The 19,743-nt window shown below is 42.2% G+C and carries 17 protein-coding genes and 1 CRISPR repeat array; of the genes, 1 reads left to right on the top strand and 16 read right to left on the bottom strand.

The annotated features are described in order from the left end of the window. Positions 1 to 56 precede the first annotated feature (56 nt). From ACFORF_RS04335 to ACFORF_RS04260, 16 genes are all read right to left on the bottom strand, one after another. Positions 57 to 1,658 carry a DEAD/DEAH box helicase gene (locus ACFORF_RS04335; RefSeq protein WP_380425834.1) on the bottom strand — a complete coding sequence of 534 codons (1,602 nt, stop codon included), beginning with the start codon at positions 1,656 to 1,658 and terminating at the stop codon, positions 57 to 59. A 214-nt stretch (positions 1,659 to 1,872) separates the two neighbouring features. Then, positions 1,873 to 2,082 (bottom strand): hypothetical protein, encoded by a 210-nt coding sequence (locus tag ACFORF_RS04330; RefSeq protein WP_380425832.1) that lies wholly within the window; start codon positions 2,080 to 2,082, stop codon positions 1,873 to 1,875. 87 nt (positions 2,083 to 2,169) lie between these two features. Then, positions 2,170 to 3,328: a CRISPR direct-repeat array (repeat unit 36 nt; unit sequence GTTTTGGGACCATTCGAAACAACACAGCTCTAAAAC). 91 nt (positions 3,329 to 3,419) lie between these two features. After that, positions 3,420 to 4,082: a type II-A CRISPR-associated protein Csn2 gene (gene csn2, locus ACFORF_RS04325; protein ID WP_380425830.1), complete on the bottom strand. Its 663-nt coding sequence runs from the start codon at positions 4,080 to 4,082 to the stop codon at positions 3,420 to 3,422. After that, positions 4,072 to 4,413, bottom strand: coding sequence for a CRISPR-associated endonuclease Cas2 (cas2, locus tag ACFORF_RS04320; protein WP_380425828.1), 342 nt, complete (start codon positions 4,411 to 4,413; stop codon positions 4,072 to 4,074). The genes csn2 and cas2 overlap by 11 nt, the downstream gene beginning before the upstream one ends. Then, entirely contained in the window at positions 4,410 to 5,276 is an 867-nt protein-coding gene (cas1, locus tag ACFORF_RS04315) for a type II CRISPR-associated endonuclease Cas1 (RefSeq protein ID WP_380425826.1), read from the bottom strand. Before cas1 ends, cas2 begins: the two co-directional genes overlap by 4 nt. Continuing rightward, positions 5,276 to 9,313: a type II CRISPR RNA-guided endonuclease Cas9 gene (cas9, locus tag ACFORF_RS04310; protein WP_380425824.1), complete on the bottom strand. Its 4,038-nt coding sequence runs from the start codon at positions 9,311 to 9,313 to the stop codon at positions 5,276 to 5,278. Before cas9 ends, cas1 begins: the two co-directional genes overlap by 1 nt. 316 nt (positions 9,314 to 9,629) lie before the next feature. Beyond that, positions 9,630 to 11,462, bottom strand: coding sequence for a translation elongation factor 4 (gene lepA, locus ACFORF_RS04305; RefSeq protein WP_380425822.1), 1,833 nt, complete (start codon positions 11,460 to 11,462; stop codon positions 9,630 to 9,632). A gap of 15 nt (positions 11,463 to 11,477) precedes the next feature. Then, on the bottom strand, positions 11,478 to 12,119 hold the full coding sequence (locus ACFORF_RS04300; RefSeq protein WP_380425820.1) for a hypothetical protein: 642 nt from the start codon (positions 12,117 to 12,119) through the stop codon (positions 11,478 to 11,480). A gap of 108 nt (positions 12,120 to 12,227) precedes the next feature. Continuing rightward, complete coding sequence (gene ndk, locus ACFORF_RS04295) at positions 12,228 to 12,650, bottom strand: nucleoside-diphosphate kinase (protein ID WP_380425818.1); 423 nt, start codon at positions 12,648 to 12,650, stop codon at positions 12,228 to 12,230. 109 nt (positions 12,651 to 12,759) lie between these two features. Further along, positions 12,760 to 13,911 (bottom strand): iron-containing alcohol dehydrogenase, encoded by a 1,152-nt coding sequence (locus ACFORF_RS04290; protein WP_380425816.1) that lies wholly within the window; start codon positions 13,909 to 13,911, stop codon positions 12,760 to 12,762. 306 nt (positions 13,912 to 14,217) lie between these two features. Continuing rightward, a complete protein-coding gene (locus ACFORF_RS04285; RefSeq protein WP_380425925.1) occupies positions 14,218 to 14,754 on the bottom strand; it encodes an MFS transporter in 537 nt (178 codons plus the stop codon). A 141-nt stretch (positions 14,755 to 14,895) separates the two neighbouring features. Beyond that, positions 14,896 to 15,072 (bottom strand): hypothetical protein, encoded by a 177-nt coding sequence (locus tag ACFORF_RS04280; RefSeq protein WP_380425814.1) that lies wholly within the window; start codon positions 15,070 to 15,072, stop codon positions 14,896 to 14,898. Further along, entirely contained in the window at positions 15,009 to 15,419 is a 411-nt protein-coding gene (locus tag ACFORF_RS04275) for a hypothetical protein (protein WP_380425812.1), read from the bottom strand. Before ACFORF_RS04275 ends, ACFORF_RS04280 begins: the two co-directional genes overlap by 64 nt. 308 nt (positions 15,420 to 15,727) lie before the next feature. Further along, positions 15,728 to 16,543, bottom strand: coding sequence for a transporter substrate-binding domain-containing protein (locus ACFORF_RS04270; protein WP_380425810.1), 816 nt, complete (start codon positions 16,541 to 16,543; stop codon positions 15,728 to 15,730). 98 nt (positions 16,544 to 16,641) lie between these two features. Continuing rightward, a complete protein-coding gene (locus ACFORF_RS04265) occupies positions 16,642 to 17,760 on the bottom strand; it encodes an aminotransferase (RefSeq protein WP_380425923.1) in 1,119 nt (372 codons plus the stop codon). A gap of 295 nt (positions 17,761 to 18,055) precedes the next feature. After that, positions 18,056 to 18,868, bottom strand: coding sequence for a transporter substrate-binding domain-containing protein (locus ACFORF_RS04260; protein ID WP_380425808.1), 813 nt, complete (start codon positions 18,866 to 18,868; stop codon positions 18,056 to 18,058). Positions 18,869 to 19,034: 166 nt separating this feature from the next. Between ACFORF_RS04260 and ACFORF_RS04255 the strand changes: the two genes are divergently transcribed. Beyond that, positions 19,035 to 19,631 (top strand): TlpA family protein disulfide reductase, encoded by a 597-nt coding sequence (locus tag ACFORF_RS04255; RefSeq protein WP_380425806.1) that lies wholly within the window; start codon positions 19,035 to 19,037, stop codon positions 19,629 to 19,631. The last annotated feature ends 112 nt before the right edge of the window (positions 19,632 to 19,743 follow it).

The following is a 19,743-nucleotide window of genomic DNA, read 5'->3' as shown; positions in this document are numbered from 1 at the left end:
TTTTGGTGCAAAATAAAAAACTGAGCTTCTAGATAGAAACTCAGCTAATTCCAAACTTATCTTTCACCCTTATTACGGATGACAAAACCAGTTTTCTTCTCACTTGATGTGTTCTTGTGAGGTTTTTTATTGTCTTGACGACGGTTGTCTTTCTTAAACTTGTCGTCACGACGATTAAAATCGCGGTCTCCGCGGCGGTTATCCCGACGACGATCTCCACGGAAACCATCTCGGTCACGGTCGTTTCTCCGACCTCGGCCACCATCACGACGATCACGATTACCACGGCCTCCCTTGCCCTTGGCTTGACCAGGAGCAAACTTGAATGGCAATGGTTTTTCACGCGCAATCTCAACTTCTGGCAAGGTGTCTGGGTCTTGAACAGTCAAGGTTAAGATATAAAGGGCCAATTCTTCTGGTGTGAACTCGCTAGCCAACTTGACAGCATCACCCTTGAACTTATCGAAGTTTCCACGGATTGCTGGATCTTCAAAGTCACGTTCAATCTTAGACAGAGCCACTTTTTTCTTGGCTTGGAAGGCTTCCTCAGCTGTCGCAGGTTTAAGCCCCTTCATGCGTTTCTTGGTCAAATCTTCAATAATAGCCAAATACCCCATTTCGTTGGGTGACACGAAGGTAATCGATTGTCCAGATTTACCAGCACGACCAGTACGGCCGATACGGTGAACGTAGCTCTCCGGATCTTGCGGGATATCGTAGTTGTAGACATGGGTAACCCCAGAAATGTCCAAACCACGCGCCGCAACGTCGGTTGCTACTAAGATATCAAGATTGTCATTTTTAAAATCACGGAGTACGCGCAGGCGTTTGCCTTGATCCAAGTCACCGTGGATACCTTCGGCACGGAAGCCACGAAGTTTAAGACCACGCGTCAACTCATCAACACGACGCTTAGTCCGTCCAAAGACGATGGACAACTCAGGTTGGTCCACATCCATAAGACGTGTCATCGTATCAAATTTTTCATTTTCCTTCACACGGATATAGTACTGATCGATTAGTTCCGTTGTCAGTTCTTTGGCTTTGACCTTGACATGCTCAGGTTCTTTCATGAACTTGACACCGATTTGTTTAATCGGTTCAGGCATGGTTGCTGAGAAGAGTAAGGTTTGACGGCTTTCAGGAACACGAGAGATGATGCTTTCGATATCTTCCAAGAAGCCCATGTTAAGCATTTCATCTGCTTCATCCAGGATAAGCGTCTCAACCCCATCCAATTTCAGAGCCTTACGCTTGATCAAGTCCAAAAGACGGCCTGGTGTCCCTACAACGATGTGGGCACCTGAACGAAGAGCCTTGATTTGTTTCTCGATGGATGAACCACCATAAACAGAGCGAACTTTAACGCCCTTGTCACGTCCAAAACGGAAGAGTTCTTCCTGACTTTGCACCGCTAACTCCCGCGTTGGTGCAATCACCAAGGCCTGCACAAGCGGATTCTCAGTGTTAATTTTTTCCAAGGTTGGCAGGCCAAAGGCTGCTGTTTTACCTGTACCCGTTTGGGCTTGACCAATTACATCCTTACCTTCTAGGGCCAAAGGAATGGTCATTTCTTGAATAGGCGATGGCGTTTCAAAGCCCGCTTTTTCGACTGCTGCCAAAATCTCGTTTGACAGATTCATTTCTGTAAATTTCATGTTTCTCTTTTCTAAAAGGACAGTGCGAAGCTGTCCTATCACGCTTATTTTGTTTTTCAACCTTACCAGTATACCACAAAGCCATCATATAAAACGGGATTTGACTTGAATTCAGACACTAATACGTTTTCATATATAAAATAGCAGAGCTCAATACCTGCTCTGCTATGGTCTAGCAAAATAATTGAAACTTTTAGAAGTAAACTGAAACCAATTATGGAATTTCCCAATATCCGCCCACAGAACTCTCATCAAGAGGCCTAGGATTTTTATAACTATATAAATAGGCTTCTCCACTGTCATCAACGACTCTCACTAAATCATCCGGAAGAATCTCCAATATAGTGTATACACGACCATTAGTCAAAGAATCTACTCCAAAAGATTCCCCGATATATCGCAATTTCATAATCTCATCTACCAAATTTAATCCTTTTATAATTTACCTTCATCTTCAGTTATGTTCACTACTTGGACAAGTCAAGAGTGCATTTAACCACTGCTACATTACTTTTTGAGACCATTCGAAACAACACAGCTCTAAAACCTGCAAGTGTCACCATAATTCCAACACAAGTTTTGGGACCATTCGAAACAACACAGCTCTAAAACGATAAAAGTTAGAATAAATCCTACTAGCTAGTTTTGGGACCATTCGAAACAACACAGCTCTAAAACACTCTTCAAGAGTTTTAGGAATAATAAAAGGTTTTGGGACCATTCGAAACAACACAGCTCTAAAACAATTAACTCTTCAAGGATAGCGTCAGCTTCGTTTTGGGACCATTCGAAACAACACAGCTCTAAAACAAAGTTCAATTACTGTTTGATACGCCTCAAGTTTTGGGACCATTCGAAACAACACAGCTCTAAAACATATGAACGATAATTCACTTCGAAGGGATAGTTTTGGGACCATTCGAAACAACACAGCTCTAAAACTGAGCCAACAGCTGTCGGTGCTTAAAGGGGGGGTTTGGGACCATTCGAAACAACACAGCTCTAAAACTTCATCATGTCCTAACGCAAGCCAAAGAAAGTTTTGGGACCATTCGAAACAACACAGCTCTAAAACATAATCCCAGGTAACCCGCAAATGTTGCTTGTTTTGGGACCATTCGAAACAACACAGCTCTAAAACCTCTGAAAAGTTTTTGTGTTGTGACATTCAGTTTTGGGACCATTCGAAACAACACAGCTCTAAAACCCGTTGAAGCTAATGGTGTAGGAAATGCAAGTTTTGGGACCATTCGAAACAACACAGCTCTAAAACGTTCTTGCTGAATTGGGCTACTTTGGAAAGGTTTTGGGACCATTCGAAACAACACAGCTCTAAAACCATAACTGCGCCACTGATGCCATCGTGCTCGTTTTGGGACCATTCGAAACAACACAGCTCTAAAACTGTTTCTTGGAACAACTGGTGTCGGTAAGAGTTTTGGGACCATTCGAAACAACACAGCTCTAAAACTAGCAGTCTTTCCTGCTGTCAAGATGAGTGGTTTTGGGACCATTCGAAACAACACAGCTCTAAAACAGTTAAATGGATATAACCCCTTCCTCCTAAGGTTTTGGGACCATTCGAAACAACACAGCTCTAAAACTACGAATATCGCCTCTATCAGTATTCTCCAGTTTTGGGACCATTCGAAACAACACAGCTCTAAAACCTCGTAGACGTATTTTTGTCTCGAAATTTCGTAATCGCACTGCTCATCTCAGCCTGACTTCAGTTTCTCCTGAATCCCTTCATTACTACTATTATACCATATTTTCACTGATTAAAAAATAGTCTTCATCCAAGATATACTGCGGAAAGTCATACAGTCGCCTTGGTTCAATAAATAAAACTGTCATCTGACTAAGTCTAATGTAATCAACCAATTGAGTTAACTCTTCTTTAGTCAAGTAAGCACCGCTATTGATAAAAATTAGGAGACGCTTCTTCGCTAAATATTTAAAAATCTGTAAAATTTCAAGACACTTTTCTACGATAGTATCTGTTTGCATCTCAATCTTTACACCCAGTGACTTAATTAACTCTAAAATCGTGATTTCATCATACTCTAAATCTAACTCATTTTCCAAACACTCATAAGAAATCAGCTCCGTAATTGTAGCTGTTAGTTTTTCAATCATAGATTTGACTTCAGGTTTGTCATTAAGTTGTTCTTCCAAATCAGCATGGACAAGCTTCAAAACAGCTGGAGAATTGATGTCAAAACCTAAAATATCAGTAATTACCATGATCTCTGATTCTTTTAGCGACTTTTGTTTCTCATCAAAAAGTCTCAAATCAGATTCCTCTGTATATTGATAAAGAGAACGTACTAACTGAGAAAAAATTTGAGTGTCTTCAACAACTAATATCGTTTCCTTATCCAGAATAATCGCTTCATCTAATATTGGGAAATTAAGTTTCATCAAATACATCTCCTAGAAATACGATACGATCATCTGTATTGGCTATAGATTGATCACGGTCACCATGTAAATAAACCATGCGAGCAAACTGCTTTTCCGTCACCGTCAATAAGGTAATGTGCCCTTTTTTAGGATTATTTTCCTGCAAACGTCCTAACATTGCGTTATTGGCAGTATTATTAAGCAACAGTTTGCTGTAAACAGAAAATTGGTGCATGATGAACCCCTCGTTCAACAAAAACTTGCGAAATTTCCGGTAGGCTTTTCGTTCGTCAGCCGTCTCCACTGGCATATCAAACATCAGTAACATTCTCATATAGCGGTAACTCATATCCTAAACTCTGGCATGCCCTTTCCGTTGGTGTTCAAAGCTTTAATAACTTTTTTAGTATAATCACTAACAATATTCGTTAGATACATCTCCTTCCCTTGATAAGAAAAGGTTTCTGAAAAAATGGTAAAGAGTTCACGTTTAATACCGACAAAAGATTTATCCCGATTAGCATAAACAATGCAGTCTATAACAGGGCGAAAAGGTTCCATGATGTCACTAGCAAAATTAAATTGATTGAACTGATTAGCATGTTTTAAGCCAAATTGCGTCATGCACCCACAGACAACAACTTCTCTTGCAAACATACTGAGCAAAAGACTATAGCCGTAATCTAAACCCGCATTGATTGGATTATCTTGTTCACGTGAAAAGTCATTTCCAAACAAGGTATTAAAATAAGTCCTAGCAGCATGTCCTTCACGGTTAGTAGGATCAAAACTCTCTAACCCGTGGTACATCTCCATAACAGCTTGAGATTTTTCAAAAAACTGACACTCTCCTAAGAAATAAGCTTGGTTTAAAATCTTTTGAGCAATAATGGCTGTCCACACTTCTGCTTTAACATCTTCTGCCCAAGCAATCTGACGCGAGAGTTGCAAACTGGAGTCATGTCGAGCATAGTAAGGCATCAGTTGTGCAATCGGCAAGCGTTTGTCATCACAAAAAATCAATAAAATATTTTCATCGACCAAACGTTTGATGAGCATGGTTGTCAGAACAATATCAGTTGTTTCCAATAGCAAGATGTCAATCTCGGACAGATGGATTAACTCTGTCCGAGAGGCATCCTTGAAAATCAAGTGATTGTTTTTGTAAGATAATTTTGAGTGGGTATTCACCACAACAGTCCGCCATCCCATCAGTCATCTCCCAATTTAGAAAGGTCAATCCGAGTTTCATACAGACCGGTGACAGATTGGTGGATGAGGGTACCATTCAAAAATGGTGAAATATAGTCCTTATCACCTGTGTATTGTTTTTGATTTAACTTTTCTCCTAAGAATACAAATGGTGACGATGCTCCAACACTCGTAAACTTAAATAATTCAATAAAAGAAGTCGCCAATTCTTCTATACTTGCAGAATGTGCTTTATCAGTATAAATTTTCTCTAATTTTGAAATATGCGGCTTAGATAAATATGTTTTCTTCGCGAAATGCATCATTTCATTAAGCAAAACGTCAAATTGTGCTTGATTGTTCTGTAAATACTCCAGACTTTCTGGTTTTGTCCTGCGATTAGCATGATACAGCAATGCCTCTGATTGTTTCGAAAGAATCATCTGATTTCCTTTATGGATTTCTTTAGCCGTAGCTGACATTCGTCTTATCCCTTGACCAATATCAATCAAGCTATATTTAGGTAATCTCACAATATTAGACAACTTGACATTGTGATAACCTTTCTCTTCTAAGAAAGCAATTGGATCAGACTCAAATTTCTGACGGTCCATAACACTAATTGGATACAACTCTTTGACTTGTTTTGCTTTTTTAGATTTTCCTGCTAGAGTATCAGCTACTAATAAAATTGGATAAGCGGTTGTTGGCTTACTATACCCTCCATATTTTTCTGCTGACAAACCTTGCTTAATTGGAATAAGTTTGTCGGCAGCAACTTTCTTAGGCGACACAAGATTGTTATCAAATAAACCACCATTTTGCCCAACCGTCTGCACTTCCGTCTTCTTTACTACGTTAACTTGTGGATAAGAAAGGACTTTTTTGACAATACCTATATGTTTATCTTTAATCCATGCTGTTTCGCCATCCGTGCTTGCCTGAGGTTCGTCGGATTGGAAAAATTTCATCACATTAGTGTAAAGGTAAACTTTTTCCGTTGCAGGTGTGGAGGATTTCGGTCTGTATATCTTCGCATATTCGCCATATACAAATTCTGGGGCTAATTGTGGATACTTGATGAGCAAAGCTTTTCCGACAACAGCGTTGAGATAAGCATCGTGAGCATGATGGTAGTCGTTAATCTCACGCACTTTATAGAGGTCAAACATCTTTCTAAACTGAGAAGTCAAACTTGATTTGAGTGTCAAAATCGCCACAGTTCGTTGGCGTTTACCATCCTCTCCGATAGTTGGATTAAACCGTTCATCAAGGAGACGTGCGACATGCTTGGTAATTTGGCGGGTCTCAACTAATTGGCGTTTGATAAAGCCTTTTTTTACTTCTTCTGATAACTTTCCACGAGTCAAATTATTATATTTTCGCTGAGTGATGAGTTTGGAGCGTAACAATTGATCCCAGAATGGTCGCATTTTTTGCACAACAGCCTCAGACGGAACATCATCCAACTTGCCACGGTTTTTCTCAGAAGAAGTCAAGACACGGTTGTCTAATGAATCATCTTTGATGAAACTTTGCGGAATGATATGGTCAATATCGTAACTGGATAGTCGGTTGATGTCCAACTCCTCACCAGTATACATATCCTTACCATTTTGAAGATAGTACAGATAAAGGCGGTCATTGCGAAGTTTATCATTGGACAAATCTTTTGGTAAAATATGACTACCAAATTCGTTCAGAGCTGTTTCCAGCATTTTCTTACGTTCTTCTGATTTTCTCCGACCACGGGCTGTTGTTTGGTTTTCACGCGCCATCTCCACAACGATATGTTCAGGAGCATAACCCATCACAGCAATCAACTCGTCCACAATCTTGATGGTCTGTAGAATCCCTTTTTTGATGGCTGGACTACCAGGCAAGTCTGCTACAACCTGTTGGATGTCATCAACTGTTTGACTCTCTTGAGCTTTAGTGATTTGGTCTTTAAACGTCAGTGCATCATCGTTGATCAGCTGCATAAAGTTTCGATTGCTGCGACCATCGTCAATCAAATAATCCAATATCGTCTTACGGCTTTGCTTGTCTTTGATTCCATGAATGAGTTGTCGAGATAACTGCCCCCAACCGGTATAATGACGGCGAGTGAGTTGTCTCAGTTCTTGACCAGAGAAATGTTTAGAAAGCCGATTAGTAATCATTTCCTTGTCCTCAAAGACTGTCAAGGTATGCACAACATCCTCAAGCAACTCTTGGTGTTCAGGATTATCCAAAAAGTCTCTCCCTAAAATCTTCTTCAAATCATGGTAGGTTCCTAAAGAAGCATTGAATGCACTCTTATCTTTGTCCAGACCAAGAAGATCTGTGATGCGGTATTCCGGAAATTCATTAGCCAAATAAGTTTTCAGGTGCTTAGCAGTTACCTTGCGATTTTCTTTGAAGACACCATCAAAAATCTCCTGTTTCATATTGGCATCAAAGAAATGACTCTTGCCCTGCTCATCAACATAGCGAATTTTCGTCAATTCGTTATAGACCATAAAGGTTTCATAGAGTAGACTATGCTTTGGCAAGACCTTTTTATCAGGTAGGTAGAGATCGTTATTGGTTAACTTGTTGATAAAGGCTGTTGCTGAGGCCTCTTTGTCGACAACTTCTTCAAAATTCCAAGGACGCACTGCCTCATCAGACCGACGTTTTAACCAAGCAAAGGAACTCTGACCATTGGCCAATGGACCAACATAGTAGGGAATGCGGAATGTCAAAATCTGCTCAATTTTTGCCTGATTATCTGCTAAAAATGGATAATGTTTCCCTTGTTGTTTTAAAATGGCTCGTAATTCTTTTAGGTGAATTTGATTTGGGATAGCACCGTTGTCAAACGTCCGTTGCTTTCTAAGGAAGTTTTCTTGTTCCATTTTTTCTAGAAAGACTTGGCTCCCCTCAATGGCTGACAAGACCGTTTTCATGTACTTGTAAAACTCTTCCTGCGAAACATTTCGCTCGATATAGCCCGCATAGCCATTCTTTGTTTCATCCTTAAAGACATCATGGTAAATCTCACGATGTCCACGAAGCAGATGTTTCAAAGCAGCTAAATCTTTTTCGTGCTCTTCATACCGCTCAACCATTGAGGCAGACAATTTGGCATGCGTATTTTTGCACCTAGTTTGCAAAATCCCTGAAAGCAATATAGCATCAGACAGTTTTTTGACCGTCGCAAACAACTCCTCGTAGCGACTATCCTCAACCTTCGCCAAAACAGCAGCTAATTCTTCCTCATATGTATCCTTAGATAGCTGTAATTTCGCCTCTTCATCCAAGCCAAAAGCGACTTTGAAATTCCCAGTCAAGCCGACCGCTAGGGCTAGGAATTGCTTTAATACAGCTTTTTTCTTCGGATCAATATCAGTAACCAAATCTAATACTTGGCCTACCTTACGCGACTTGCTCATCTTTTCAGTCAAAATCTTATCAACAAGAAGCGACCTAGAAGCTAACTGAGTCTCTTGCAAGGCATCAAATAGTTCTATAAATTGGTTAAACAATGGTTGAACATCTGGGTTATCTGCATTTATTTTACCCTCAATCAAAAAATGTCCACGATACTTGATAATGTGTGCTAAAGCCAGATAAATCAGACGCAAATCTGCTTTATCAGAATGATCAGCCAAATGTTTCCGCAAGTGGTAAATAGTTGGAAATTCCTCATAATAGGCCTTTTCTTCGGCTAAAGTTCCAAAAATCGAATATTTGCCATGCCGCTTATCATCTTCATGCAAAAAAGATTCTTCCAAGCGATGAAAGAAGTTGACATCAACCTTAGCCATTTCTGAGGCAAAAATCTCTTGTAAATAACGTAAACGATTTTTTCGACGAGCAATCCGACGACGAAATACCCGTTTTTGACGACGGTCAGCTGCTACTTGTCCTTCATCAAATAAAAGTACGCCCATCAAATTCTTTTTAATATGGGTTTTATCTGTATTTCCTCTGACAACCATTTTCTTAGCGGGAACCTTGTAATCGTCTGTAATCACAGACCAGCCGACAGAATTTGTTCCAATGTCAAGACCGATTGTATATGGTTTTTGCATGCTTTTCTCCTTGATATATTGATTTTGCTATTATTGTAACATAAAACGCTTGCAAAATCTCAAATTTATAGTATACTGTAATTGTTGGGACCATTCGAAACAACACAGCGCGTTAAAATAAGGCTTTGTCCGTATTCAACCTGCTATAGGGAGCACCGATTCGGTGCTTTTTGTTTTTTCAAAAGCTGAATTAGCAAGTATTTCCAAAAACAAAGAGAACTCCTGTAAAAGTAAGTTCTCTTTGTTTTCTCTATTTTTTATAATAGTTTAGGACAAAATTTAGGACAAAGCTAGTTTTGTTTTTACTATGTTCGCTTTACTTCTTCTCATCTTCGTCCATGGACAGAACACTCAAGAAGGCTTCTTGTGGCACTTCGACAGAACCGATGGCCTTCATCCGCTTCTTACCAGCTTTTTGCTTCTCAAGTAGTTTACGTTTCCGGGATACGTCACCACCATAACACTTGGCAAGGACATTCTTACGGAGGGCCTTGATGTCGCTCCGAGCCACGATTTTCTGACCAATAGCGGCCTGGATAGGCACTTCAAACTGCTGACGCGGAATGATTTTCTTGAGCTTGTCCACGATTAACTTTCCACGCTCGTAGGCAAATTCCTTGTGGACGATAAAGCTGAGGGCATCAACCTTGTCGCCGTTGAGGAGGATATCCATCTTGACCAGTTTGGATGTCCGGTACTCTGAAATCTCGTAGTCAAAGCTAGCGTAACCTCGGGTTGAGGACTTGAGCTTGTCAAAGAAGTCAAAGACAATCTCTGCCAGTGGAATTTGGTAGATGACATTGACACGGTTGTCGTCGATGTAGTCCATGGTCACAAAGTCCCCACGCTTGCGTTGGGCCAGCTCCATGACAGCTCCGACATACTCTTGCGGCACCATAATTTGGGCCTTAACATACGGCTCTTCGATGGAGTCAACACGGGTCGGGTCTGGAAATTCAGATGGATTTGCCACTTCAATCATCTCTCCATCTGTCGTGTTGACATGGTAGACTACCGACGGTGCGGTCATGATAAGGTCGATATTAAATTCCCGCTCCAAACGCTCTTGGATAACGTCCATGTGGAGGAGTCCCAAGAATCCACAACGAAAACCAAAGCCCAGGGCCTGGGAGGTTTCTGGCTCAAACTGGAGACTGGCATCATTGAGTTGGAGTTTTTCCAAGGCCTCACGGAGGTCATTGTACTTGTTGGACTCGATCGGATAAATCCCGGCAAAGACCATAGGGTTCATCTGCTTGTAGCCAGCCAGAGGCTCAGCTGCTGGATGGCTAGCCAAGGTCACGGTATCTCCGACACGGGTATCTGCCACGGTCTTGATAGAGGCTGCGATGTAGCCAACATCCCCTGTCGCCAAGATGTCACGGCCAACAGCTTTCGGCGTGAAAATCCCGACTTCGGTGACATCAAAAGTCTTGCCATTGCTCATCATTTGAATGGTATCGCCAGGCTTGACAGTACCATTGACCACGCGCACCTGAAGGATAACCCCACGGTAAGGGTCGTAAACGGAGTCAAAAATCAAGGCTTGAAGTGGAGCTTCCACATCACCAGTCGGTGCTGGCACCTTCTCCACGATTTGCTCCAGAATTTCCTCAATCCCAATCCCTGCCTTGGCGGATGCTAAAACAGCATCGCTGGCATCAAGACCGATGACATCTTCAATCTCTTGTCGAACACGCTCAGGATCCGCAGCAGGCAGGTCAATTTTATTGATGACAGGCATGATTTCCAGGTCATTGTCCAAGGCTAGATAGACGTTTGCAAGAGTCTGGGCTTCAATCCCTTGAGCCGCATCGACAACTAGGATAGCCCCCTCACAGGCAGCCAGTGACCGCGACACCTCATAGGTAAAGTCCACGTGTCCAGGCGTGTCAATCAGGTGAAATGTGTAGGTCTCACCATCTTTGGCGGTGTAATTGAGCTGGACCGCATTAAGCTTGATGGTAATCCCACGCTCACGTTCTAAATCCATGCTATCCAGGAGCTGGGCCTGCATTTCCCGGCTAGAAACCGTCTCAGTCTTTTCCAAAATTCGGTCAGCCAAGGTCGATTTTCCGTGGTCAATATGGGCAATAATGGAGAAGTTCCGAATCTTCTCCTGGCGTTTTTTCAAATCTTCTAAATTCATATGCATCCTTTTTATCTAAAACAGAAAGTCCCAAAAACGCTTGGGCTTCTTCTTATCCTCTTCCCGCAAAATTCCAAAAAACTGGTTATTAGCAGCTGTATAGCCCAACATAATATGCGGATAGTTTTCTTCAATATGTTTAAATAGCAGAGCTAACTGTGCGTCAATATCTCTAGTTTGTACAAAGAGTAATTGCTTCAAAAAATGACGTCCACGTTGTTGAACTCCAACCATCATGGAACGTTCGATAGATACCCGTCTCCAACCAAGTTGATGTTCATAAAGCCACTTAACTTCCTTCAAATCATAGACACGTAAACCACTCACACGAGCGACCAGAAAATTCTTATAAATCCAAATCCCGAGTCCTGTATCGGCATAAGTTGCTCCAGTTCTTAATATTTCCCAATCGCTTTTTACTTCTGGGTGTGCCAGGTAAAGCGCCTCATACATTTCTCGATTTTCACGATATCGATAGTGGGCAAAGGAAAGAAAGATGAGTCCTATCACTAAGAAAGGTAAGCCAAGCCAAAAATGCCCATAAGCCTCTGTGTCTTCCAATAAAAACATGAGGCATAATCCAATAAAACTAGCAAAACTTCCAATTCCAAGCGGAGTTATGACCCCCATCCAAGGCGTTTCACGCAACGGTTTCATCTTAAGCACCCCATTCTCATCGATTAACTAGACAGTCCTTCTCATTATATCAAAAAAGCCTAGTTTCGACTAGGCTGGATTCTTGGTTTTGATGAAAAATAGCAGAGCTTACGCCTCTTCTTTACCAAACCAGAGGGCGATTTCCCGCTGAGCGGATTCGACAGAGTCTGACCCGTGGACGACGTTTTTAATATTGCCATCCACTGGTGCCATGGCAAAGTCCCCACGAATGGTGCCAGGAAGGGCATCAACTGGATTGGTCGCCCCCATCATGTTGCGCCAGCTTTTGACCACCTTAGGCCCTGAAATGACCCCAATCAAAATCGGACCGCTCATCATATAGCCTTCGATATCCTTAAAGAAGGGCTTGTCAACCAAGTGATTGTAGTGCTGGGCCAGGATTTCCTTGGTGGCTGTACGTAACTCCAAACGCTCCAAGGTAAAACCGCGACGCTCAATCAAATGCAAAATCTCTCCCACCAAGCGGCGCTCAACACCATCAGGTTTAATCATGAAAAAAGTCTGTTCCATACAAGTCCTCCTAGTAAATATATGCTGATTTAATTTTACCATGAAAGCGGTATTATAGAAAGTCAGAGATGACAAAAATCGCAACCTTAAGGCTGCGATTTACAGGATTTTAGAACAATTCCTTGTAGAAAGCGATGGTTTCTTCAAGGGTTGGCATGAATGGATTACCCGGTGCACAAGCATCAATCAGGGCATTCTTAGAGAGGTATTCAAAGTCGAATTCTTCTTCTTTGATGTCAAGTTCCGTTAACTTCTTAGGAATACCAACGGTTTCTGACAATTTTTCAATTTCAGCAATAGCGTAAGCTGCACATTCTTCGTCTGTTTTACCAGCTGGGTCAAGTCCAAGGGCTTTAGCCACGTCACGGAAGGCAGCTGGGACACGTTTGGCATTTTCACGTTCTACTACTGGCAAGAGCATAGCACAGCAGACACCGTGTGGCAGGTGGTAAACCGCACCAAGTTGGTGAGCCATAGAGTGAACATAGCCAAGACCAGCATTGTTGAAGGCCATACCTCCAAGGAAGATGGCATTAACCATAGCTTCACGCGCTTCGATATCATGACCATTTTCGACAGCTTTTGGCAAGTATTCCTTGATTAATTCGATTGCACCGATAGATAATTTCTTGGTTACACCGTAGGCACCAGGTGTGACAAGTGCTTCGATAGCGTGAGTCAAGGCATCCATACCTGTTGCAGCAGTCAAAGCAGCTGGTTTAGAGAGCATGAGTTCTGGGTCATTGACAGAAAGAACAGCCAAGCTATTTTTATCAACCATTACCATTTTAACCTTGCGCTCTTCATCAGTAATGACATAGTTGATCGTGATTTCAGCAGATGTACCCGCAGTTGTATTGATGGCAACTACTGGAAGACCTAATTTTTGAGACTTGTGAAGTCCTTCGTAGTCTTGAGGACGACCACCATTTGTCGCAATAATAGAGATTGAGCTAGCTGCATCTTGTGGAGAACCACCACCGAGTGAAATGATGAAGTCACAGCCGTTTTCTTTCAGAACAGCAACTCCGTCTTCAACGTTTTTTACAGATGGGTTAGGGTCAACGTCGCTATAGACGACATAGTCAATACCAGCTTCCTTAAGGGGCGCTGCTACTTTTTCCATGATGTCGCTAGATTCGATGAACTTGTCTGTAACCAAGAGAGCTTTAGTGTAACCCAAGTCTTTGACATAAGAACCAATTTCATTTACAACACCACGACCGATAAGGTTGGTTGAAGGGACATAAAAAGTTGCCATAAGATTTCTCCTTTTTGAGATGATATAGTAATCGTTTACATGATTTATTTTACTCCTTTATCATTGTGAATTCAATAACAAATTTAAAAGTTTAATGTATCAAATTTACAGATATTGTGAAATTTATAACGAGCTAGACCTTTTTGGTATACCGTCCTACAATCTCAAGAGTTGGTCATACTATTCTCAGAGAGTTGGGCAAGGGTTTCATTCGATGATTCTTGAGATTTTCCTGAATTGATACTCTTCCAAAATCAAAAATACGAGTCAGTCAGCACTGCTCGCATCCATTTTTTGAAACCCTTTTTAAATACTGGACTCTTCTTTCTGTGAAATCTGAGCAATCATGCCTGCTGCAGACAGACTAAGAACCATGGCCAAAAACCAAATAAGATTATAGCTGTGAGTCACCTCCAGCAAAATTCCTCCAAGCCAAGAACTGACAAAGGCTCCAAACTGATGGAACAGATAGGCAATCCCAAACAAAGCACCGAGGGCTTTAGGGCCAAATTCTTTAATAATCAAGGAAGAGGTTGGTGGAACCGTCGCATTTCCAGTCAGACCAAAGAGAAAGGCCGTCACATAAACCAAGAAGACGGTTTTAGGGAGGACCAAAAGCAGAGCTGGGATCAGCAGACGAGAGGCATAGATACTGGCCAAAACCCATTTGTGATTGAAGTAATTCAGTAAGACTCCTGAACCAATTGAGCCAAGCACCGCGGCAATCCCATAGATAGAGAAAGCAAAGGCTACCAAACGTGGGCTAAAGCCGTAGGAAATGTATTGACTATGCAAATGCGTCTCAATGATAGACATATGGAAACCACAGGTAAAGAAGGCCAGGGCAATAAAGCGATAATTAAGATGCCTGAAAGCCTGACCAAAGGTAACTGTCTCCTCAGCTTCTGTTTGATGCTGAAGCGATTACGCACCTTTTTCTTGACTAAAAAGCCAGATTGTAACGCCGAGAAGGGCAGCCATCGGTCACACAAAAATCCAGAGCATAGCCTTGATACCATAGGTAGAAATCAAAAATTCCATCCCCGGTGAAATGATGATCCCACCCATTCCAGCAGCACCTGAGACAAGCCCCGAAATCAAGGCAGACTTCTTGGTCCCGATGAGAGGCGTGATCGCTCCCATGACAATCCCAAATGCCAAAGACCTAGACCACCTGAAACCAAGCAGCCCAAACGGATAAAAAGAAGGACAAAGGAGTGACTAACCGTCATCAAGCCCAGACCCGACATGACCATAAATAAGCCAATCATAAGGACCAGAGAATTGGTCCTTTTCATGGCCAAAGTTCCAAATAAGGGCTGAACCAAGCCTACTACCAACTGTCCAATTGCCATAACCAGACTGACGGATGAATAAGACAGGCCTGAGTAGTCTACTAGGCCATTGAGCATGATCCCATAGTTGGCACGAAAGCCCGAAGTCAATCCATAAATCAAACAAGCCGCCAGAGCCAAAAGATACAAGCTCCAACCTTTTCTTGTTTGCATCTTCTCTTTCCTTCTTTCACTTCATTTCTCTTCAAGGTCAATCGGAATGGGACCTGCTGAACCTGACCTCACCAACCTTATATTCTTCCAAAGTTAGACTAAACTTTGTATAATCTCCTTGCCCAACTCATTTCTATCGGTGTCAAGCTGGCTCTCTGTCAAGATTTCCAGGGCTATTCGTTAACAAATTCGACCCACACCAAATATTGATTTTGAAAGGTATTCTTCAAATATAGCACAAAATCCCTTCCCACATTGGGCCCTTGTACTCACAAATGAAAGAGGCCCACTTGAGCCTCTTCTTCTGCTTATTCGACCGCTGATCCTGTTAGTTCAGCAGCATTACTGATGTATTCTGAGTATTTGTCTTCTGCCAAAATCTTCTTGATGACCTTATCAATCGCAGCTTTGAGTTCATCACTGCCTTTTGGCATAGCAACTGCCTTAGCATCACCGTCGCCAGTTGTCAAAGCCATTTTGGCGATAGCCAAATCGTCATTTTGAGCCACATAACCTTCTGCAACAGGGCCTTCAAGGTTTACCGCAGATACCTTACCTGTCTTTAACTCATTAATAGCTTCGCTCATCCCAGTCAAGGACACGATATTTGAACTCGTCAATTGTTCCTTGGCCAAACCTTCTTCAATGGTTCCCTTTTGGACACCAACGGATTGGTCAGCAAGACTTTCAATCGTTGAGAATTTATCCAGGTCAGACTTGCGAACAAGGAAAGCATTTTCAGTTGTGTAATAGGCTTCTGAGAAGTCGTAAACTTCAGCCCGCTCAGCAGTGTAAGACAAACCTGAGATAGCAATATCAGCCTTACCAGATTGGAGACTAGCCAGGACGTTATCAAAACTCATGGTAGACAACTCAAGCTCTACTCCCAATTCATCAGCAATGGCTTGGGCCAATTCAATGTCAGAACCAACAACGGTATCTTTCCCGTCAACTAAAGCCTTGAACTCAAAAGGTGCATAGTCTGGGCTGACAGCCACTACCAACTTACCCTTCTCTTGAATGGCTTCAAGAGAGTTTTCTGAACTAGAGGATGAGCCACAAGCTGCAAGGCTGAGGGACGATAGCAGAGCAACCGCTCCGAATAATAGTTTTTTCATAATCATATTCTCCATAAATAAAAAATCACTGAAGTCACCTTCAATGATTTAAGTTTAACTCATTTTTATACAGTTGTCAATATATATGCGTATAAAAATTCAATTTAGTTGTAGCTTTTCAAAAATTCACTGAGCTTGGCTAGGCCTGCTTGCAGGGTCGCTGTTGGACAAGCATAACCCAGACGCACGTGTCCTTCAATGTCAAAGCGGTTGCCCGGGACAAGCAAGACCCCTGTTTCTTTGAGCAAGGCCAGGCAGAATTCCTCAATTGGTACTGAGACTTTCAATTTCACAAAGGCTGTTGAAACCTGGGCTGGGCTGATTAAGCTGACCTGATCTTCTATTGCCACCCAATCCTCCAAAATACGAAGGTTGGTCTGCACAATCTTAGCATTCCGCTCCAAAATCGCCTGACGGTGCTTGAGGGCCAGGGTCGCCACCTTATCATCAAAGACGCCAGCACAAATCATGGTATAGTCCCGGTAGTCCCGTAAAATATCTGTGATAGCTTGAGACGTCGCCACCCAGCCAACCCGAATTCCTGGTAGGGAATAGGTTTTTGAGAGACTGTTGACGGAAATCCCCTTGTCATAGAGGTCACAGATAGCAGGCACATCCAGCTCTGGAGAAAAGGACTTGTAGACCTCATCGGAAAGAATATAGGCGCCTGACTGACTTGCAATAGCTACCAACTCCTCCAAATAAGCCCGGTCCATCACGGCACCTGTCGGATTGTTGGCATTGTTGATGCAAATCATCTTGGTGTTAGGGCGCATCAATTCTCGCAAGTCATCCAGACTTGGAAGCCAATTTTGATGCTCTTGTATGGTCCAAAACTCAACTTCAGCCCCGAAGGACTTGGGGATATCGTAAAGTTGCTGATAGGTCGGGTAGAGGACAATCACATGGTCACCTGGTTCAATCAGACTATAGAGAGCCAGCATATTAGCCCCCGTAGCTCCGTTGGTTTGGAGAATATTTGCAGGAGTTTGATGGCCGTAGAGCGACGCTACTGCTTCTTTAAAATCCGGTGATCCCTCAATCCATCCATAATCTAGCTTGGTCTTAGCCAGGTCCTGCCAAAAGTCCACGGGCTCAACCTGGGCCAGTTGTAGGAGTTCCTCCACATAAAGTGAGGCGATGGAGACAGAGGCCAAGTCCAAACTAGCTGATTTTTCATGAACATTGAGCCATTCCTCGACTCCAAAACGCGGCAATTTCATTGACATTCCATTCTAGATTTTATTTGGTGCATCCTTATCGGCCTGACAGGCATACTTTTTCATCATAAGCTATCAGATTAGCTTTGTCAAGGTGAAGTGATTCATTCTAGACCATAGCCATAGAAGTTAAACGTTTTTTAGAAAACACAGATAGGATCATTCTAGCTACTTGATCATATTACAAACTTCCAAAGTCTCGGTCGTCACCTATTTATTTTTAATAAAATTGATAGAACAGCAGAAAGCATAAAACAGGACTGCATATTTACAATCCCATTTCTGTTAGCCATGTTCTTTATTTAGAAACTGACAGTTGATAGGCATCCGTCACAAACTGGTCGTATTGACCACTCGAAGTGAGCTCTGCAATAACCTCATTGATCTCAGCCTTGAGAGCATCACTGCCTTTTGGAAGGGCAATGGCATAGGCGTCTGATTCACTAGAATCCAGTGAGAAGGTCGCAAAGACTAGCTCAGCATTATTGTCAATATAGCCCTGGGCAATCGGCTCCTCTAGGACGACGGCATTCAGTTGACCAGACTTGAGTTCGTTAATCATCTCACTGGTTCCCGTCAGAGATACAATAGATGCCCCAGCAAGCTGGTCCTTGGCAACTGTTTCTTGGACTGAACCTTTTTGAACACCGACAGTGAGACCTGAGAGACTAGAAGAATCTGTATATTTTTCCAAATCGGCCTTCTGAACGAGGACCGTATTTTTCGATTGGTAATAGGTATCTGAGAAGTCAAAGACCTGTTTTCGTTCATCCGTAACAGAAATCCCAGCGATGGCTATGTCTGCCTTGCCAGCCTGTAAACTTGCCAGTACATTATCAAAGGACAGGACCGAAAACTCGACTTCAACTCCCAATTTATCGCCAATAGCCTTGGCCAACTCTATGTCTGCCCCAACTAAGGTATCCTTGCCGTCTACCAGAGTTTTAAACTCAAAGGGAGCAAACTCAGACTCTGTCACGACGACCAATTTACCAGCCTTTTTGACATCTGATAGGGAAGTATCTGTGCTTGCTTGTTTCGTGGAACAGCCTGATAAGCCAAGTCCAAGAACCAGAACAGAGAATCCTACAACTAGATTTTTCAATTTCATATCAACTACCTTTTTTATTTTTATAAATATAAAATGTATTTTAATTCATCTTTTAGAGGTTGTCAATATTTTTTTTGAATAGTTTTTACATTTTATCGTTTGAAAAGATTGCAGGAAGTGGTTCTATTTGTTATACTCTTGTCATTATGTGATTAAGGAGTTTTACATGACAAGATTGAAAAATAGTCTGTTTGCCCTGGCTTGTATTGCTGTTTTTATCTTAGGATTTTGGGGATTTCGGCAATTGTTTAAACCAGGTACAGAGACTACTAGCACCCAACAAGCAGAGACTAAGACGTCAGAAACAGAGGATGATACAACAAATGCAGCTCTGCAATTGCAAGGACAAAGCCTCCCTAACTTTAGCTTAACAACTGCGGATGGAAAGGCTGTGGACAGTTCGACTTTTCATGATAAGCCTATGCTGATTCTTGAATGGGCTAGTTGGTGCCCCCACTGTCAAACTCAGATGCCTGTCATTCAAGAACTCTACGAAGCTTATGGTGACAAGGTTAACTTTGTTTTGATTGATGCGACGGGTTTCAATGGCGAAACAACTGAGATGGCGCAAAAGTATATGACCGAAAATCATTACACCATGCCTTGGTATGTCGATGAGGGCATGGCTACCGCTGACCTCCTACAAATGGAAACGACCCCTACAACCTACATTGTTGATGAGAACCAAACCATCACTGCTGTTTTTCCTTCAGTAGAAAATAAAAAAACATTGAGCTCTGCCCTTGAAGCCGTTTTAAAATAAACAAAAGATGACCACACCTCAGGATTTCATTTCCTGATTGTGTGGCCATCTTTTTTGTGATCTCTCAAATCGTTTACTCAATTATCTTTTTGCCAGTAAAAATGGCTGAGCG

The organism is Streptococcus caprae, assembly GCF_042649745.1.
GTDB lineage: Bacteria > Bacillota > Bacilli > Lactobacillales > Streptococcaceae > Streptococcus > Streptococcus caprae.
Note: the sequence above shows the minus strand (reverse complement) of the source record. Positions and strands in the feature narration are given on the sequence as shown.

What these genes read in the sequence shown, in the direction of transcription:
- ACFORF_RS04335 (WP_380425834.1), bottom strand. Translation starts at nt 1,658, where the DNA reads ATGAAATTTACAGAAATGAATCTGTCAAACGAGATTTTGGCAGCAGTC.
- csn2 (WP_380425830.1), bottom strand. Translation starts at nt 4,082, where the DNA reads ATGAAACTTAATTTCCCAATATTAGATGAAGCGATTATTCTGGATAAG.
- cas2 (WP_380425828.1), bottom strand. Translation starts at nt 4,413, where the DNA reads ATGAGTTACCGCTATATGAGAATGTTACTGATGTTTGATATGCCAGTG.
- cas1 (WP_380425826.1), bottom strand. Translation starts at nt 5,276, where the DNA reads ATGGGATGGCGGACTGTTGTGGTGAATACCCACTCAAAATTATCTTAC.
- cas9 (WP_380425824.1), bottom strand. Translation starts at nt 9,313, where the DNA reads ATGCAAAAACCATATACAATCGGTCTTGACATTGGAACAAATTCTGTC.
- lepA (WP_380425822.1), bottom strand. Translation starts at nt 11,462, where the DNA reads ATGAATTTAGAAGATTTGAAAAAACGCCAGGAGAAGATTCGGAACTTC.
- ACFORF_RS04300 (WP_380425820.1), bottom strand. Translation starts at nt 12,119, where the DNA reads ATGAAACCGTTGCGTGAAACGCCTTGGATGGGGGTCATAACTCCGCTT.
- ndk (WP_380425818.1), bottom strand. Translation starts at nt 12,650, where the DNA reads ATGGAACAGACTTTTTTCATGATTAAACCTGATGGTGTTGAGCGCCGC.
- ACFORF_RS04290 (WP_380425816.1), bottom strand. Translation starts at nt 13,911, where the DNA reads ATGGCAACTTTTTATGTCCCTTCAACCAACCTTATCGGTCGTGGTGTT.
- ACFORF_RS04275 (WP_380425812.1), bottom strand. Translation starts at nt 15,419, where the DNA reads ATGCAAACAAGAAAAGGTTGGAGCTTGTATCTTTTGGCTCTGGCGGCT.
- ACFORF_RS04270 (WP_380425810.1), bottom strand. Translation starts at nt 16,543, where the DNA reads ATGATTATGAAAAAACTATTATTCGGAGCGGTTGCTCTGCTATCGTCC.
- ACFORF_RS04265 (WP_380425923.1), bottom strand. Translation starts at nt 17,760, where the DNA reads ATGAAATTGCCGCGTTTTGGAGTCGAGGAATGGCTCAATGTTCATGAA.
- ACFORF_RS04260 (WP_380425808.1), bottom strand. Translation starts at nt 18,868, where the DNA reads ATGAAATTGAAAAATCTAGTTGTAGGATTCTCTGTTCTGGTTCTTGGA.
- ACFORF_RS04255 (WP_380425806.1), top strand. Translation starts at nt 19,035, where the DNA reads ATGACAAGATTGAAAAATAGTCTGTTTGCCCTGGCTTGTATTGCTGTT.